At 63.0% G+C, this 18065-nt stretch carries 12 protein-coding genes and 2 pseudogenes; 13 read left to right on the top strand and 1 reads right to left on the bottom strand.

Annotation, left to right across the window (positions count from 1 at the left end; genetic code table 11):
• Nucleotides 1-35 precede the first annotated feature (35 nt).
• From GKC70_RS08790 to GKC70_RS08730, 13 genes and pseudogenes are all read left to right on the top strand, one after another.
• Nucleotides 36-4583 (top strand): RHS repeat-associated core domain-containing protein, encoded by a 4548-nt coding sequence (locus GKC70_RS08790; protein ID WP_342651092.1) that lies wholly within the window; start codon nucleotides 36-38, stop codon nucleotides 4581-4583.
• A 445-nt stretch (nucleotides 4584-5028) separates the two neighbouring features.
• Nucleotides 5029-6471: a cytochrome-c oxidase, cbb3-type subunit I gene (gene ccoN, locus GKC70_RS08785; RefSeq protein ID WP_342651091.1), complete on the top strand. Its 1443-nt coding sequence runs from the start codon at nucleotides 5029-5031 to the stop codon at nucleotides 6469-6471.
• Nucleotides 6471-7079: a cytochrome-c oxidase, cbb3-type subunit II gene (gene ccoO / locus GKC70_RS08780; RefSeq protein WP_039578836.1), complete on the top strand. Its 609-nt coding sequence runs from the start codon at nucleotides 6471-6473 to the stop codon at nucleotides 7077-7079. The genes ccoN and ccoO overlap by 1 nt, the downstream gene beginning before the upstream one ends.
• 5 nt (nucleotides 7080-7084) lie before the next feature.
• The gene (locus GKC70_RS08775) at nucleotides 7085-7282 is read left to right on the top strand and encodes a cbb3-type cytochrome c oxidase subunit 3 (RefSeq protein ID WP_342651090.1); all 198 of its coding nucleotides are present in this window, start codon (nucleotides 7085-7087) and stop codon (nucleotides 7280-7282) included.
• Nucleotides 7279-8265 (top strand): cytochrome-c oxidase, cbb3-type subunit III, encoded by a 987-nt coding sequence (gene ccoP / locus GKC70_RS08770; RefSeq protein WP_342651089.1) that lies wholly within the window; start codon nucleotides 7279-7281, stop codon nucleotides 8263-8265. Before GKC70_RS08775 ends, ccoP begins: the two co-directional genes overlap by 4 nt.
• A 222-nt stretch (nucleotides 8266-8487) precedes the next feature.
• On the top strand, nucleotides 8488-9900 hold the full coding sequence (ccoG, locus tag GKC70_RS08765; RefSeq protein WP_029615020.1) for a cytochrome c oxidase accessory protein CcoG: 1413 nt from the start codon (nucleotides 8488-8490) through the stop codon (nucleotides 9898-9900).
• The gene (locus GKC70_RS08760; RefSeq protein ID WP_342651088.1) at nucleotides 9842-10444 is read left to right on the top strand and encodes a FixH family protein; all 603 of its coding nucleotides are present in this window, start codon (nucleotides 9842-9844) and stop codon (nucleotides 10442-10444) included. Before ccoG ends, GKC70_RS08760 begins: the two co-directional genes overlap by 59 nt.
• A gap of 57 nt (nucleotides 10445-10501) precedes the next feature.
• Entirely contained in the window at nucleotides 10502-12925 is a 2424-nt protein-coding gene (locus GKC70_RS08755) for a heavy metal translocating P-type ATPase (RefSeq protein ID WP_342651486.1), read from the top strand.
• Between the two features lie 33 nt (nucleotides 12926-12958).
• Entirely contained in the window at nucleotides 12959-13177 is a 219-nt protein-coding gene (gene ccoS / locus GKC70_RS08750; protein ID WP_039578843.1) for a cbb3-type cytochrome oxidase assembly protein CcoS, read from the top strand.
• Nucleotides 13170-13852, top strand: a pseudogene (locus GKC70_RS08745) (sulfite exporter TauE/SafE family protein). Before ccoS ends, GKC70_RS08745 begins: the two are co-directional and overlap by 8 nt.
• Nucleotides 13853-14036: 184 nt before the next feature.
• Nucleotides 14037-15419 (top strand): oxygen-independent coproporphyrinogen III oxidase, encoded by a 1383-nt coding sequence (gene hemN / locus GKC70_RS08740; protein WP_342651087.1) that lies wholly within the window; start codon nucleotides 14037-14039, stop codon nucleotides 15417-15419.
• 198 nt (nucleotides 15420-15617) lie between these two features.
• Nucleotides 15618-16351 (top strand): annotated as a pseudogene (fnrA, locus tag GKC70_RS08735) (Crp/Fnr family transcriptional regulator FnrA).
• Between the two features lie 49 nt (nucleotides 16352-16400).
• Complete coding sequence (locus tag GKC70_RS08730; protein WP_029614985.1) at nucleotides 16401-16949, top strand: adenine phosphoribosyltransferase; 549 nt, start codon at nucleotides 16401-16403, stop codon at nucleotides 16947-16949.
• Between the two features lie 12 nt (nucleotides 16950-16961).
• On the opposite strand, the gene GKC70_RS08725 is transcribed toward GKC70_RS08730, so the two are convergent.
• Nucleotides 16962-17894 carry a class I SAM-dependent methyltransferase gene (locus tag GKC70_RS08725; RefSeq protein WP_342651086.1) on the bottom strand — a complete coding sequence of 311 codons (933 nt, stop codon included), beginning with the start codon at nucleotides 17892-17894 and terminating at the stop codon, nucleotides 16962-16964.
• Nucleotides 17895-18065 lie beyond the last annotated feature (171 nt).

Here is an 18065-nt window from a genome sequence, read left to right as displayed (position 1 = left end):
TCCCTGGCCACCGATTCAACCGTGGAGCAGCTACCATGACCGACACGACCAGCGCACCTTCTCCGAACGCCTCGAAAGTCGAAAGCACGCTGGCCGCTTACAACAAACACGGTCAACCGAGCTCGACGGTTACCAGTGATGGGCAGACGACTTGCTTGCGGTACTACTCAGGAGCGGACACCGATAAGGGCACTCGTGGCGATCAGTTGCCCGCGGTCAGTAAATTGATCAGCGGGCTCAAACTTGCTGATGAAACCTTGCTGGCAGATGCCGCCGCGTTGGTCTGCCCGAAGATCGTCGATCCCCACCAACCACCCTTGATGGCTCGCCTGGAATACCTGGCATTCGACGGCACGGCGACTTCGGCGGCCACCCTGACGCTTTGTGGTTATGCGAAGTCGACCCATGATGCACAGGGCCGATTGATGCCTGACACCGTGCTGGTGCTCGAAGGTGTCACGGTCGCCAGTGTCAAATCAGAGGCAAAGGACTGGACGGTATCACTTGCCACGTCCTGGAGTGGCATCAAAGTTACGTTGATCCAGAGCCAAGCCAATAAAGTGAGCGGCGCATTGCGCAGCATCACCCGGACAGCCACGACCTGGTACAAGGACAACACCGTTCGCAGCACGCAGACGATCACGGAAACCACTTATCCAGGAAAACAGCTCAACACCTGGAAGCTCGTCACCACGGCCCCTTTGATCGCGGGCGGCGATGCCATCCTCAGCCAGCAGATCCAGTCGGCGTTGAGTGGTCGGCTGCTACGCGAGTCGCATCAGGATGGTGACGGCAAGCCTGTGCGTTTCTCCTGCCATGATTACGACACCCGTGGCCGAGGGGCCCACAGCGTGACGTACCCGTACGACGCCAACGCGTTCGATTCTGGAGAGGTCAAAGCGCTCAAGCCGATCGAACAACAGCGCATCACCCACACGGAAACGGGTTCGGGCACTTGGTTGACAACCCTCAACGCGGACGGCCGCCAGCAGCGCACCCTATACGATGGCTTGCAGCGCGCAGTCAGACGCGAGATGCAACGTGAGGCGAGCGACACAAGCGAATTCGTGCTGCTGGAGGAAAGTACCTGGGGGCGTGGCGAGGCGCCTGAAAGGGTCAAGGCCTATGATTTCCTGCCTGGCGGCCTGTGCACTCACAATGACAAGGACCTTCAGGCACCCACCCAGCTGCACCAGCATTTCTGGCAGGCACATGCCGACCCTGTGCTGAAGAAGAACGCGAAGGATGAACAGACGCTCACCCAGCAGTCGGCGCTGGCGCTTTTGCCTGATGGTATCCAGCACACCCGCCGGCAGCAGCAGGTAAATCATGCGACAGGGTCCGTGACGTTGTCGTCTGCGCTCTGGAGCGGGCATGACAGCAGCGATGAGGCCAAGGCGCTGCGAGTCGAGGAGCTCATCGATGCCCGTGGGCGCAATGTGGCTCTCAAGCAGCATGTGCCGATGGAGGACGGAACAGTCAAATCGCGGGAGTGGACCACGACCTGGGATGACCTGGATCGCCCGCTGTCGCGTACCCAACCCGACGAGTCAGTCGTCACCTGGAACTACCAGGGTATGAGTGCGGTACCCACAACCGTCAGCATCAAGGCCAAAGGCAAGACCAGTCAGTTGCTCGGCAACCAGACGCTGGAGGGCGGCGGTAACCAGGGCGACCTTGTGACTGGCTTGGTCGTCGGGGGTAAAAAAGGCTTGGCCTACAGTGATCGAGCCGGAAAACTCACGGGGCCTGACGGCAAGAAACTGTACCGCAAAGAAACCGACCACAGTGTCGAGTGGTATGTAGAGAACAAAAGTGACAGTACCGGCACACTGCTGGCGTCGTTCAAATTCAACCAGCTGACTCAGTCGCTGAAGGCCGAGCGCCCGGCGCAGGGTACTCAACAGAGCAAGGTCACCAGTGAGGACCTGACCCCGCTGCTGCTTGGAGCCTGGCATTTCAACCGCACCGTGCATGCCCAGCAACAGCGGCAGGAGGCCCTGGTGTCCTTACGTGGCCAGGTTCAGCGGGCGAAATATGCCAATGGCGTGAGCAGCCGAGCCTGGAGTGGCCCGCAAGGACAATGTGACCGCGTTGTCCGCGGCTCGCTGGAGTACTGGTATGAATACACCGCCTTGGGCCAATGCCAGCGGATGACCGTACGTGACCTGAATACGGGCCGAACCATGGCCGTGTCCTATACGTATGACAAGCTGGGTAATGAAGTTGAAAGGCTGTATCGGCTCGATGACCAGACCAAGACGCGCTACGTGCAGACCTGGTCGTCCATCGGACAGTTGACCAGCAAAGTCTTGTTCCGCGATGGCCAATCCACGCCGGCTCGTACCGAGACATTCATCTACTACACCAGTGTGGACGGTACGCGTGATGAGCTGCAAAAGTGGACGGTGGAGGCGATCTCGGGTGATGAGGTCAAGGATGCCGAGGGGCACGCCATCAAAGAGCAGAGTTACCAGTACGACGCGCTGGGCAACCTTACCGAGTGCAGCAGCACACGCAGCAACGGTGACGTGGAACGCGTGACCTATGAGTACGACAGCGATCATCCCACCCGCCGTACTCGGCAAAGTACCCAGCTCACGCCAAAGGGCGGCAAGGCCGGTGCGCTTCGATCATTGAGCTACACCTACGATGACGCTGGGCGGCTGACGCTCAACGAACGCGAGCAAACCCTTGCCTACTCGGATACCGGCAGGCTGCGCTCGGTCACCGAAAAGAACCAGGACACACCTTCAAGCTATTACGAGTACGACGAGAACGACTGCCTGGTCAGCCAATGGATTAGCACGGCTGAGCAGCGTCGTGTTCTCGCCTACACAGATGATGTGCTCTGCGGTGAAACCTGGCTGGACACCAAGGGCAAGGTCACTCGTACGCTGACCCTGGACGAGCACGCTGGCATGGTGATCAAGCATTGTCAGGGAGCGACAGAGACACAACTCTTCATCTTGGGCGACCCGCAACAGGCGGGTGGCGATGAGTACTGGGTGGATGCCAAGGGTGCCTGGCAGCACCGGTCGTTGGCGTTTACGCCCTGGGGCGAAGCGCCGGTGTCCAGCACTCAAGCGATGCTCAGTGGCCTGGGCCGCGACGGGCAACGGCTGGACCCTGCGACCGGGTGCGCTCATCTGGGCAATGGCTATCGTGTCTATGACCCGCGTCACCGGGCGTTCTATCAACGTGACGGCTGGAGCCCGTTCGGCGCTGGCGGGCTCAATGACCGGGCGTACTGCGCCGGTGGGGACCCTGTGAATTGGCATGACCCCAGCGGGCACATCATGCTCAGCCGGCGCGATCAAGCTCAAAGCCTGGCTCGGCTTGACTCGGCAATCAGTGCGACCCAGCCGCCGGTGCACGAGGCGGTTCCCTGGTGGCAATGGGTTGCGTTGGCGGTTTTCGTAGTGGTCGCTATCGCGGCGACCATTCTCACGCTAGGGGCCGCGGGGCCGGTAATGGCCGGGATCGGCATGGCGCTTTGTACCGCAATCATGGTGGGCGCGGCCGTCACCGCCGCGGGCATGGCCCAGCGCCAGAGCAACCCGCGGTTGTCCTCGCGCTTGGAAGGGGCGGGACACGTCGTGATGGCGTTGGCGAGTCTTCCGGGGATGGCTGGCGGTTTATCCGTGATGGTCGCTGCAGCACTGGTGGTCACTACGATGGTTTCGGTAGCACTGGACGTCACGAAAATGGCCGTGGAACAGGACAACCCGGAACTGGCAGAGAAACTGGGGTGGGCATCGATGGCATCCCAGGCGGTCGCAGCTTTGACTACGCTTCCGTCCCTGGTGAAAAGCGCGGGTAAATCGTTGCAGCGGCTGCGGAGCCTTCGCTATTCGGTTGCCTCAGAACAAATCGCTGTCATGCCGAAAGGAAAATCAGAACTCTTGAGGGGGTCTATTTCAAAAGCGCAGAGGGATGCCATCAATTCAACTCGCCCTGCGACACCACCAAGCACACCCATCCGCTCAGGCATCGTAAGAGGAACCTATCCAGTTCAGGAACAAGATATTGGGGATTTTATAGTCTTTCGCCGTAGTGGGAACTCTTCGGACACTGCCATCGTCCATGCGCATGGAGGAAACGCAATTAGGGGAGGAAAAGTCAGCATACCTGAGAACAGCCTGTATAACCATTATGCACCTCAGAGCGGAACCCTGATAACGGAGACTATACGGACAACCATCAAACATAAGTTTCTGGGAATCACCTACAGAACCACAAAAGGCCCAATAACTACAGATTTCGGCCTTATCACTGCAGCGTCCAAGATCAAACTCGCCACACCTACAAAGTCTGTACCAGGTGGCCATTTCACAAGCAACTACGTACTCAGTCACTTTGAGTACAATAACAACCAACTCAGACATCTGGTTGGGAAGTACGCGGTAGACATTATTGTGCCAAAAGAAACGATTGAGTCCACCACCTTGCACAGACTGTTCACTCAACTGGACACTGCCAACTTAAATTATAAAGTCTTTGAAGGGATGCACTGCCGCGCGTCTGAGCTAAAAGCCACGCTATTTTTCCCGTTACCCAAACTCCCAATCACTATTCCATGACTCGTTTAAAGTCCCCGTGAGGCGAACCGACGCGGGCCATTAGGCCCGCGGGGTTTGCTTGGTTGCCATCATGGCAACCTCTATCCTTTGCTTACCTCTCCGAACACAACCCAGCTTTATGCCAGGGCACCAACGTCCTGCGCGCGCGTCACATGGCGCGTGGGGCCTGGCCGACTTTGGGCGATTCAAGATCGGATACGCATATCCGACCTGCTCAGGCAGACCCGAAAAAGCCTGACCGATCGATCAGAAAAATTCCAGAAACGGTACACATAACAGATATTTATTTGTGTACAATCACCCAGGCCCAAGTGCTGCGGGACGGCAACCTGCGGGTTTGGACACGGGTCGGCGCGAGAAGCCTTGCGTTGCCATACCGCCAGGGGTTACCGATACTGGCGCCGATTTTCAACCAACAAGAATACTCAAACCGTGGAACCTTGGAATGAGCACAGCCATCAGTCCGCCTGCGTATAACTACAAAGTCGTCCGCCAGTTCGCCCTCATGACCGTGGTCTGGGGCATCCTCGGCATGGGCCTGGGCGTGTTCATCGCCTCGCAGCTCGTTTGGCCCAGCCTCAACTTCGACCTGCCTTGGACCAGCTTCGGCCGCCTGCGCCCGCTGCACACCAACCTGGTGATCTTCGCCTTCGGCGGCTGTGCGCTGTTCGCCACCAGCTATTACGTGGTGCAACGCACCTGCCAGACCCGACTCATCTCCGATGGCCTGGCCGCCTTCACCTTCTGGGGCTGGCAGGCGGTGATCGTCGGGGCGCTGGTCACCCTGCCCCTGGGCTACACCACCACCAAGGAATACGCCGAGCTGGAATGGCCGATCGCGATTCTGCTGGCCATCGTCTGGGTAGCTTATGCCGTGGTGTTCTTCGGCACCCTGGTCAGGCGCAAGACCAGGCACATCTATGTCGGCAACTGGTTCTACGGCGCCTTCATCCTGGTCACCGCCATGCTGCACATCGTCAACCATGCAGCCCTGCCGGTCAGTCTGTTCAAGTCGTACTCGGCCTATGCCGGTGCCACCGACGCGATGATCCAGTGGTGGTATGGCCACAACGCCGTCGGATTTTTCCTGACCACCGGTTTTCTCGGGATGATGTATTACTTCGTGCCCAAGCAGGCCGAGCGGCCGATCTATTCCTATCGCCTGTCGATCGTCCACTTCTGGGCGCTGATCACCCTGTACATCTGGGCCGGCCCGCACCACTTGCACTACACCGCCCTGCCCGACTGGGCGCAGTCGCTGGGCATGGTGATGTCGATCATCCTCCTGGCGCCAAGCTGGGGCGGCATGATCAACGGCATGATGACCCTCTCCGGGGCCTGGCATAAATTGCGCACCGACCCGATCCTGCGCTTTCTGGTGGTGTCGCTGGCGTTCTACGGCATGTCCACCTTCGAAGGCCCGATGATGGCGATCAAAACCGTCAACGCCCTTTCCCACTACACCGACTGGACCATCGGCCACGTTCACGCCGGCGCCCTGGGCTGGGTGGCGATGATCACCATCGGTGCGCTGTACCACATGATTCCCAAGCTCTATGGGCGCGCGCAGATGCACAGCGTCGGGCTGATCAACGCGCACTTCTGGCTGGCCACCATCGGCACCGTGCTGTACATCGCCTCGATGTGGGTCAATGGCATCACCCAGGGCCTGATGTGGCGGGCGATCAATGACGACGGCACGCTCACCTATTCCTTCGTCGAAGCGCTGCAGGCCAGCCATCCGGGCTACATCGTGCGCGCGGTGGGCGGGGCGTTCTTCGCCTCGGGCATGCTGCTGATGGCCTACAACGTGGTGCGCACGGTGCGTGGCGCCCACCCGGCGCAGGCCGACGAAGCCGCCAAGATCGTCGTCGTGGGAGCGCACTGATGAAACATGAAGTCGTCGAGAAGAACATCGGCCTGTTGGCCTTCTTCATGGTGGTGGCGGTGAGCATCGGTGGGCTGACCCAGATCGTGCCGCTGTTTTTCCAGGACGTCACCAACCAGCCGGTGGAGGGCATGAAGCCGCGCACCGCGCTGGAAGTCGAGGGGCGCGACATCTATATCCGCGAGGGCTGCGTGGGCTGCCACTCGCAGATGATTCGGCCATTCCGGGCCGAGACAGAACGCTATGGCCACTATTCGGTGGCTGGCGAAAGCGTCTGGGACCACCCGTTCCTGTGGGGTTCCAAGCGCACCGGGCCGGACCTGGCCCGCGTGGGTGGACGCTACTCGGACGACTGGCACCGCGCGCACCTGTACAACCCGCGCAACGTGGTACCGGAGTCGAAGATGCCAGCCTATCCCTGGCTGGTGGAAAACCACCTCGACGGCCAGGACACGGCGAAGAAGCTGCAAGTACTGCGCACGCTCGGCGTGCCCTACAGCGACGCCGACATTGCCGGCGCCCGCGAGGCGGTCAAGGGCAAGAGCGAGATGGACGCATTGGTGGCCTACCTGCAAGGCCTTGGCACCCTGATCAAGAGCAAACGGTGACGCGCATGGAAATCGGAACGATTCGAGGCCTGGGCACCCTCGTGGTGCTGGTGGCCTTCGTGGGCCTGGCGCTGTGGGTATTCAACCCACGCCGCAAGCGCGACTTCGACGAAGCCACGCAACTGCCGTTCGCCGACGATCCCGAGGCCCAGCGCCGGATCGAGCGCAATGCACAAGACACATCGGGGAGCGAGCGACCATGAGCAATTTCTGGAGCCTGTACATCAGCGTGCTGACCCTGGGCACGATCTTCGCCTTGACCTGGCTGCTGCTGTCGACCCGCAAGGGCCAGCGTGAAGACCTCACCGACCAGACCGTCGGGCATGCCTTCGATGGCATCGAGGAGTACGACAACCCCCTGCCGCGCTGGTGGTTCTGGTTATTCGTGGGCACCCTCGTCTTCGCCTTGGGCTACCTGGTGCTGTATCCGGGCCTGGGCAATTGGCGCGGGCTGTTACCCGGCTACGCCTACCTGGACAGCGACTCACGCCGCGAATTTGGCGACGGCCAGACGGGCTGGAGCGGCGTGCACGAATGGGAGAAGGAAATGGCCAAGGCCGACGCCCGCTTCGGCCCGATCTTCGCCAAGTTCGCGGCCATGCCATTGCAAGCGGTGGCCAAGGACCCGCAGGCGCTGAAAATGGGCGCGCGCCTGTTCGCCTCCAACTGCGCCGTGTGCCATGGCTCGGACGCCAAGGGTGCCTACGGCTTCCCGAACCTCACCGACAGCGACTGGCGTTGGGGCGGTGAGCCGGAAACCATCAAGGCCTCGATCATGAACGGTCGCCACGGCGTCATGCCCGGCTGGGGCGAGGTGATCGGCGAACAGGGCGTGGCCGACGTGGCGGCCTTCGTGCTGAGTCAGCTGGATGGGCGCAAGCTGCCCGAGGACGCCAAGGCCGACCCGGTCAAGGGTCAGCAGATTTTCGCCAGCACCTGCGTGGCTTGCCACGGACCGCAAGGCAAAGGCACCCCGGCGATGGGCGCGCCTGACCTGACTCATCCGCAGGCGTTCATCTATGGTTCGAGCTTCGCCCAGTTGCAGCAGACCATCCGCTACGGCCGCCAGGGCCAGATGCCGGCCCAGGCCGAGATCCAGGGCAACGACCGCGTGCATCTGCTGGCGGCCTATGTGTACAGCCTGTCTCAGGAAAAGCCTGCGGCCCAGGACGATCAGCCGAAATGAGGTGCGGTGGTCGGCGGTTAATTCCACCGGCCACTGACCTGAATCAATTGACACTTCCCATATCACGATTAACGAGCGCAACCCAATGCGACTAAAGGTCGCAGCCAGGCCCGACCTTGCCATCACAGGCGTATCATGGCCCGCAGAGCGCCAGCACCGAGCGCGCGACCACGGCCGGCACGCACTGGCCCTGGCATTTCTCCACTGCCGTGGGACTTGATGATGAGCAAGCAGATTCCCGTACACGATGTCACCCCGCCTGCAACCGGAAAGGATTCCGTCGACCTGTATGCCTCCCGAGAAAAGATCTACACCCGCGCCTTCACCGGACTGTTCCGCCGCTTGCGGATGGTCGGTGGCGCCGTGCTGTTCCTGCTGTACTTCGGCACCGTCTGGCTGAACTGGGGCGGCCACCAGGCCGTCTGGTGGAACCTGCCCGAGCGCAAGTTCTACATCTTCGGCGCCACCATCTGGCCGCAGGACTTCATTCTGCTGTCGGGCATCCTGATCGTGGCCGCGTTCGGCCTGTTCTTCATCACCGTGTACGCCGGCCGGGTCTGGTGCGGCTACACCTGCCCGCAAAGCGTGTGGACCTGGATCTTCATGTGGTGCGAAAAGGTCACCGAGGGTGATCGCAACCAGCGCATGAAGCTGGACAAGGCGCCGATGAGCGGCAACAAGTTCCTGCGCAAGCTGGCCAAGCACAGCCTGTGGCTGCTGATCGGGTTCGTCACCGGCCTGACCTTCGTCGGCTACTTCGCGCCGATCCGCGAACTGGTGGTGGACTTCTTCAGCGGCCAGGCCGATGGCTGGGCCTACTTCTGGGTAGGCTTCTTCACCCTGGCCACCTACGGCAATGCCGGTTGGCTGCGCGAGCAGGTGTGCGTGTACATGTGCCCCTATGCGCGGTTCCAGAGCGTGATGTTCGACAAGGACACCCTGATCGTCTCCTACGACCCGCGCCGCGGCGAAACCCGAGGCCCACGCAAGAAAGGCGCGGACTACCAGGCCAAAGGCCTGGGCGACTGCATCGACTGCACCCTGTGCGTGCAGGTCTGCCCGACCGGCATCGACATCCGTGACGGCCTGCAGATCGAATGCATCGGCTGCGCGGCCTGCATCGATGCCTGCGATGGCGTGATGGACAAGATGAACTACCCGCGCGGACTGGTCAGCTACACCACCGAGCACAACCTCTCAGGGCAGAAGACCCACCTGATACGCCCGCGCCTGATCGGCTACGCCGTGGTGCTGCTGGTGATGATCGGCGCCCTGGCCACCGCCTTCGCCACCCGTTCGCTGGTCGGCTTCGACGTGAGCAAGGACCGGGTGCTGTACCGCGAGAACGCCCAGGGGCAGATCGAGAACGTGTATAGCCTGAAGGTGATGAACAAGGACCAGCACGACCACGTCTACGTGCTCGACGCCAGCGGCCTGCCAGGCCTGCAGCTGTCCGGCCAGCGGGAACTGCGGGTGGCCGCCGGCGATATCGTCAGCCTGCCGGTGCAACTGTCCATCGCGCCCGAGCAATTGCCGTCGACCACCAACGACATCACCTTCATCCTCAAGGATGCCGATGACAGCGGCACCCAGGTTGAAGCCAAGAGCCGATTCATCGGCCCCCAGATCCGCTGAAAGAGAGACCCTGCGCCATGACCGCCACCGCCACCAGCCCTGGTACAAGCACCTCTGGCCCTGGATCATTATCGGCATCCTGACCACCTCGGTGTGCCTGAGCCTGACCATGGTCAGCATTGCCGTGCGCAATCCGGACAACTTGGTGAACGACAACTACTACGAGGCCGGCAAAGGCATCAACCGGTCGCTGGACCGCGAAATGCTGGCCCAGGCCCTGAACCTGCGTGCCAGCGTGCACCTGGACGAACTGACCGGCGAGGTGGAACTGCACCTGAGCGGCGACAGCGCACCGCAGAGTCTGGAGCTGAACCTGATCTCGCCCACCCAGCCGGACAGGGACCGCAAGGTCAAGCTGCTGCGCGTCGAGGGCGGGCGCTATGTCGGCCAGCTCGACGACAAGGTCGAAGGCCGGCGCTTCGTCGAGCTGCTCGGCAGCGAGCAGGATCAGGTGTGGCGTTTATTCGAGGAGGAGAAGGTCGAGCACGGGGTCGCCTTGCTACTGGGCGACGAAGCGCTGCAAGGGGCCGAGCACCAGCCATGATCCCAGGCCACAAGAACTTCGCCCGATGAGCCAACCCACCCCTGCTACCACTGCGCGCTGCCCGTCCCCGCCGGCAGCCGCTTCAGCGCCGTGGTGCTGGGCCAGGCCCGGCCGTTCTGCTGCCCCGGCTGCCAAGCGGTGGCCGAGGCCATCGTCGCTGGCGGCCTGGAGCATTACTACCAGCACCGCAGCGACAGCAGCGCCAACCCGCAGACCCTGCCCAGGCAATTGCAGGACGAACTGGCGCTGTACGACCGCGCCGACGTGCAGCAGGGCTTCGTCCATCGTCAGGGCGCGCTGGCCGAAGCCACCCTGATGATCGAAGGCATCAGTTGCGCAGCCTGCGGCTGGTTGATCGAGAAGCACCTGCGCAACCTCGAGGGCGTGGGCGAGGCGCGCCTGAACCTGTCCAACCATCGCCTGCACGTCAGTTGGGATGACCAGCGACTGCCGCTGTCGCGGCTGCTCGGCGAACTGCGTGGCATCGGCTACGCCGCCCATCCCTACCAACCCGACCAGGCCGCCGAGCGCCTGGCCCAGGAAAACCGCACGGCGCTGCGGCGACTGGGCGTGGCAGGACTGTTGTGGTTCCAGGCGATGATGGCGACCATGGCCACCTGGCCGGAATTCAACATCGACCTGTCGCCGGAGCTGCACACCATCCTGCGCTGGGTCGCGCTGTTCCTGACCACGCCCATCGTGTTCTACAGCTGCGCGCCCTTCTTCAAAGGCGCTGCCCGCGACCTGCGCACCGGGCATCTGACCATGGACCTGTCGGTATCGCTGGCCATCGCCCTGGCCTACGGCGCCGGGATCTGGACCGCGATCACCGGCAGTGGCGAGTTGTACTTCGATACGGTCGGCATGTTCGCCCTGTTCCTGCTCAGCGGGCGCTACCTCGAACGGCGCGCCCGTGAACGCACGGCAGCGGCCACCGCGCAGTTGGTCAACCTGTTGCCAGCCTCGTGCCTGCGTCTGGACCCACAGGGCCAGGCGCAGCGCGTGCTGCTGTCCGAACTGGCCTGTGGCGAGCGCGTGCAGGTGCTGCCCGGCGCGGTGATTCCGGCTGACGGCCGCATCGTGGACGGGCGCTCCAGCGTCGACGAATCGCTGCTCACCGGCGAGTACCTGCCACAGCCGCGGCAGGCCGGCGAACGCGTCACCGGCGGCACCCTGAACGTGGAAAGCACGCTGGTGGTGGAGGTCGAAGCCCTTGGCCAGGCTTCACGGCTGTCGGCCATCGTGCGCCTGCTCGAACGCGCCCAGTCGGAAAAGCCGCGCCTGGCGCAGATCGCCGACCGCGCCTCGCAGTGGTTCCTGCTGTTCAGCCTGCTGGCGGCGCTGGGCATCGGCCTGTGGTGGTGGCACCTGGACGCCGACCGAGCGTTCTGGATCGTCCTGGCGATGCTGGTCGCCACCTGCCCCTGCGCCCTCTCGCTGGCCACCCCGACAGCGCTCACCACAGCCACCGGCACCTTGCACACGCTTGGCCTGCTGGTCACCCGTGGGCATGTGCTCGAAGGCCTGAACCAGATCGACACGGTGGTGTTCGACAAGACCGGTACCTTGACCGAGGGGCGACTGGCGCTGCGCAGCATCCGCCCGTTGGGCCAGTTGACGGCGCAGCGCTGCCTGGCCCTGGCCGCCGCCCTGGAAAACCGCTCCGAACATCCCATTGCCCGCGCCTTCGGGGTCAGCGCCGAGCCGGCCGAGCAAGTGCAGGCGATGCCGGGGCTGGGCCTGGAGGGCCAGGTCGGCCAGCAACGCCTGCGCATCGGTCAGGCGACGTTCGTCTGTGCCCTGAGCGGCGCCGAGGTGCCGCCGGTGCCGGAGCTTCGCGGGCAATGGCTGCTGCTCGGTGACCGGCAAGGGCCACTGGCCTGGTTCGGCCTCGACGATCGTCTGCGCGAAGACGCCGACACCTTGCTCGCGGCGTGCAAGGCGCGGGGTTGGCACACGCTGCTGCTGTCTGGCGACACGTCGCCGATGGTCGATGAAGTGGCGACGCAACTGGGGATCGACCAGGCCATCGGTGGCCTGCGCCCGGACGACAAGCTGGCGCGGGTCAAGGCGCTGCAGGCGCAGGGGCGCAAGGTGCTGATGCTCGGCGACGGCGTCAACGACGTGCCGGTGCTGGCGGCGGCCGACATCAGTATCGCCATGGGCTCGGCCACCGACCTGGCCAAGACCAGCGCCGATGCGGTGCTGCTGTCCAACCATCTGCAAGCCCTGGCGCAAGCCTTCGACCTGGCCCGACGCACGCGGCGCAACATCCTCGAGAACCTGCTGTGGGCGACGCTGTACAATGGCCTGATGCTGCCCTTCGCGGCGCTCGGCTGGATCACCCCGGTCTGGGCAGCAGTCGGTATGTCATTGAGTTCGTTGATCGTGGTGCTCAATGCGTTGCGCCTGACCCGGCTGCCGGCGCCGAGCGAAGGTCGAGGCCGGCCCGATCTCGTCACCGCCTGCGCCGAGGCCTGACCGTGTGCACCTGCGTACCCTGAGGACTTTTGCATGCCCGCCCTGTACATCATGATCCCTGCCGCGCTACTCCTGGTCGGCGTGGCGCTGTACGTGTTCTTCTGGGCCGTGGACAGCGGCCAGTACGACGACCTCGAAGGGCCTGCCCACAGCATCCTGTTCGACGATCAAGACCCGCGCCACCAGGCAGCGATCAAACACGACGCCGTCGCCCCCGACGCCACCGACCAGGACGCCTCGCCCCGTGCCTGAACTGCTGCCTGCGCTCGTTTCGGCGCTGGTACTGGGCCTGCTCGGCGGCGGCCATTGCCTGGGCATGTGCGGCGGCCTGATGGGCGCGCTGACCCTGGCTATCCCGCCTGAACAACGCGCACGTCGCCTGCGTCTGTTGCTCGCCTACAACCTGGGACGCGTGCTCAGTTACGCAGTCGCCGGGCTGTTGCTGGGCCTGGCCGGTTGGGCCTTGGCCGGCAGCCCGGCGGTGCAGACGCTGCGGGTTGTGGCAGCCCTGTTGCTGATCGCCATGGGCCTGTACCTGGCGGGCTGGTGGAGCGGACTGACACGCATCGAGGCGCTGGGGCGCGGGCTGTGGCGACACCTGCAGCCCATCGCTTCGCGCCTGCTGCCGGTGTCCAGCCTGCCCCGCGCGTTACTGCTCGGCGCGCTCTGGGCTGGCTGCCGTGCGGGCTGGTCTACAGCACCCTGCTGTGGGCAGCGAGTCAAGGTAACGCGGTGCACAGCGCACTGCTGATGCTCGCCTTCGGTGTCGGCACCTGGCCGGTCTTGCTGGTCACGGGCCTGGCAGCCGAGCGTGTCACCGCCGTGCTGCGCCGACGCCACGTGCGCATGGCGGGCGGTGTGCTGGTGATGCTGTTCGGCCTCTGGACCTTACCGGGGCCGCACCAGCATTGGTTGATGGGGCATTGAAGAGCGGCAAGCTTTGAGCGGCAAGCAGCAAGGAAGAGCGGATTGCGTGCACTGGGCTATTGGCTATTGCCCGTTGGGGATGGCAGCGGGCTGTGAGGGGTGTTGCGCTTGATGCAGGTCAAGGCTGATTCCTACAGACAATTCTAGACTCCGGACACTGCCGCTCTATTCGGGGACTGCCCACATGCTCGACGAACTCCACTGGGACCCCGACCTGATCCGTCGTTACGATCTGGCCGGGCCGCGCTATACCTCCTACCCGACTGCCGTGCAATTGCACGCCGAAGTGGGCTCGTTCGACCTGCTGCATGCCCTGCGCGAAAGCCGCCGGGCCGTGCGTCCGCTGTCGCTGTACCTGCACGTGCCGTTCTGCGCCAACATTTGCTATTACTGCGCCTGCAACAAGGTCATCACCAAGGACCGCGCCCGCGCGGCGCCCTATTTGCAACGCCTGGAGCAGGAGATCCAACTGATCGCCTGTCACCTGGACCCGCGTCAGCGCGTGGAACAGTTGCACTTCGGAGGCGGTACGCCGACCTTCCTCAGCCACGTAGAGCTGCGCCAGTTGATGGCCACCTTGCGCCAGCACTTCAACCTGCTGGACGACGATTCGGGCGACTACGGCATCGAACTCGACCCCCGCGAAGCCGACTGGTCAACCATGGGTCTGCTCCGCGAACTGGGCTTCAACCGCGTCAGCCTGGGCGTGCAGGACCTGGACCCGGCCGTGCAGCGTGCCATCAACCGCCTGCAGAGCCTGGAGCAGACCCGCACCTTGGTGGAGGCCGCACGCACCCTGCAATTCCGCTCAGTGAACCTGGACCTGATCTACGGCCTGCCGAAGCAAACACCAGAAGGTTTCGCCCGCACCGTCGAGGAAGTCATCCGCCTGCAGCCAGATCGCCTCTCGGTGTTCAACTATGCCCACCTGCCCGAGCGCTTCATGCCGCAACGGCGCATCGACGCCAATGAACTGCCAGCCGCCGCGGTCAAGCTGGAGATGCTGCACAACACCATCGAGCAGTTGACCGCCGCCGGCTACCGCTACATCGGCATGGACCACTTCGCCCTGCCCGACGACGAACTGGCCATCGCCCAGGAAGAAGGCACGCTGCAGCGCAACTTCCAGGGCTATACCACCCACGGACATTGCGACCTGGTCGGCCTGGGCGTATCGGCCATCAGCCAGATCGGCGACCTGTACTGCCAGAACAGCAGCGACCTGAACACCTACCAGGACGCCCTGTCCAGCGCGCAGTTGGCGACACAACGCGGACTGCTGTGCAACCAGGACGACCGTCTGCGCCGGGCCGTGATCCAACAACTGATCTGCCACTTCGAGCTGGACTTCGAGCCGATCGAGCAGGCTTTCACCATCGACTTCCGTGGCTATTTCAAAGCCCTCTGGCCGCAGTTGCAGGCGATGCAGCGCGATGGTCTGATCACCCTCGATGCCCGCGGTATCCGCGTACTGCCGGCCGGACGCCTGCTGGTACGATCGGTGTGCATGGTCTTCGATGCTTACTTGGCCCTACAGAATCGTCAGCGTTTTTCCCGCGTAATTTAGGAGTTTCATACGCCTCAGCGAGACGATGGGCCGCATGGACAGCCCAACTTGTGAGGCACACCATGGACGGTAGAGGGTGCGCACGCCTATCCGCGTGCGCCATCAAGCAGCCGCACCAAAGAAGTGCAGGCTGGCCTCCAGACCACCCGTAGGTTACCCTTACGGCTTATGTGTGCTTTTCCACAAGGATCGAAAGAAATGTCCGAGCCAGTCAAACTGCGCCCCCACGGTCAGGCCCATTGCAAGGATTGCAGCCTGGCCCCCTGTGCCTGCCCCTGTCACTCAATCTTGAAGACATGGACGCACTGGACGAGATCGTCAAGCGCGGCCGTCCTCTGAAAAAGGGCGAGTTCCTGTTCCGCCAGGGTGACAATTTCGGCTCGGTCTATGCGGTACGCTCCGGCGCCCTGAAAACCTTCAGCTTGAGCGATGCCGGCGAAGAGCAGATCACCGGTTTCCACCTGCCCAGCGAACTGGTCGGGTTGTCCGGCATGGACACCGAAGCCTACCCGGTGTCGGCGCAAGCGCAGGAGACGACCTCGGTCTGCGAAATCCCTTTCGAGCGCCTGGACGAGCTGTCGGTGCAGTTGCCGCAGTTGCGTCGCCAGCTCATGCGCGTGATGAGCCGTGAAATCCGCGACGATCAACAGATGATGCTGCTGCTGTCGAAGAAAACCGCCGACGAGCGCATCGCCACCTTCCTGGTCAACCTGTCCGCGCGCTTCCGCGCCCGTGGCTATTCGGCCAATCAGTTCCGCCTGAGCATGTCGCGTAACGAGATCGGTAACTACCTGGGCCTGGCCGTGGAAACCGTGTCGCGGGTGTTCACCCGCTTCCAGCAGAACGGCCTGCTCAAGGCCGAGGGTAAAGAGGTGCACATCCTCGACCCGATCCAGCTGTGCGCCTTGGCCGGTGGTGCGATGGACGCCTGAGCGCGGCGCCAGGGTATACTGGCGCCACGTTTTTCCAGGATACCCGCCCATGCCTAGCGACACCTTCGACCTCAAAGCCCTGATCCGCCCGGTAGTGGACTTCCCGAAACCGGGCGTGATCTTCCGTGACATCACCCCGCTGTTCCAGTCGCCACGCGGGCTGCGCTACGTTGCCGACCAGTTCATCGAGCGCTACGTCGAAGCTGACTTCAGCCACATCGGCGCGATGGACGCGCGTGGCTTCCTGATCGGCTCGATCATCGCCCACCAGTTGAACAAGCCGCTGATCCTGTTCCGCAAGCAAGGCAAGTTGCCTGCCGATGTGCTCTCCGAGGGCTACCAGACCGAGTACGGCGAAGCTTTCCTCGAAGTGCATGCCGACAGCCTGTGCGATGGCGACTCGGTGCTGATCTTCGATGACTTGATCGCCACCGGCGGCACCCTGCTGGCGGCGGTCAACCTGGTGCGGCGCACCGGCGCCAAGGTGTTCGAGGCGGCGGCGATCATCGACCTGCCGGAACTGGAAGGCTCGCGGCGCCTGCAGGCGGCCGGCGTGCCGACCTTCTGCTTGACCGAGTTCTCCCTCTCCGAATACTGAGCCGCGCAGGGCTCAAGCCTGTCGGCGGAATACCAGCGCCTTGAGCCCTCCCTGCGGTTCGGCGTCGGGAAACTCCGGCGGGTTCTCCAGGCGCTCGACGAACCTCAGTTCGGGCGCCTGTTCGGCCATGCCCTCGATGAGAAACTCCGGCCCAATGGCCGGATCGTTGACGCACGCCAGCACGCAGCCGCCCTCCTCCAGCAATTCCGGGAGACGGCGCAGGATCTTGGCGTAATCCTGGGTCAGCACGAAGCTGCCGCGCTGGAACGTCGGCGGATCGATGATGATCAGGTCGTACGGCCCGTACTTGCGCACCTTGCCCCACGACTTGAACAGCTCGTGCCCCAGATACGCCACCCGCGAGGCGTCGTGGCCGTTGAGCCGATGATTCTCGCGCCCGCGCGACAAGGCGGCCTTGGCCATGTCCAGGTTAACCACCTGCTGCGCGCCCCCGGCAATGGCCGCCACCGAAAAGCCGCAGGTGTAGGCGAACAGGTTGAGCACCCGCTTGCCTGCCGACTGCTCACGCACCCAGCGACGGCCGTAGCGCATATCGAGAAACAAGCCATTGTTCTGCCGCACACCCAGATCGAGCAGGTAGCTCAGCCCGTCTTCGACCACTGCGCGTTGCTGGCAAGGCTCACCCAAAAGCCACTGCCCGGGACTGTCGGGCAGGTAGCGGTGCTGCAGCAGAATGGCCTGGCCGGTCCACTGCGAGCGTTCGGCCAAGCGACGCAACATCGATTCGAGCTCGGTCAACTGGCCGTCTGGTAGCTCGCGGAACAGGGCGACCAACAGCACGCCCTGCAGCCAGTCAACGGTAATCTGCTCAAGGCCTGGCCAGCAGCGACCACGGCCGTGGAACAGTCTGCGGGTTTCGTTGGGCGCGTGAGCCAAGGCGATGAGCAAGTGCTGCTCGAGGGTTTGCAAACACATAATGGGCATACTTACAACTGTGTGAAGGCACAGATGTTAACGTCAGTCGCGGTAAATTGATACCTCAAACGATTGTTTATTGGATTAATAGCCATGCATTCGAATAGAACTCGAACAGTGGATAGCTATTCAATTGCGATCACCCCATATGTAGGATATAGCCTACAGCAAGGTAACATA

It is taken from the genome of Pseudomonas sp. REB1044 (genome assembly GCF_038813925.1).
In the GTDB taxonomy this organism is placed as follows: domain Bacteria; phylum Pseudomonadota; class Gammaproteobacteria; order Pseudomonadales; family Pseudomonadaceae; genus Aquipseudomonas; species Aquipseudomonas boreofloridensis.
The sequence above is the reverse complement of the archived record's forward strand: the minus strand, read 5'-3'. Positions and strand labels throughout refer to the sequence as shown.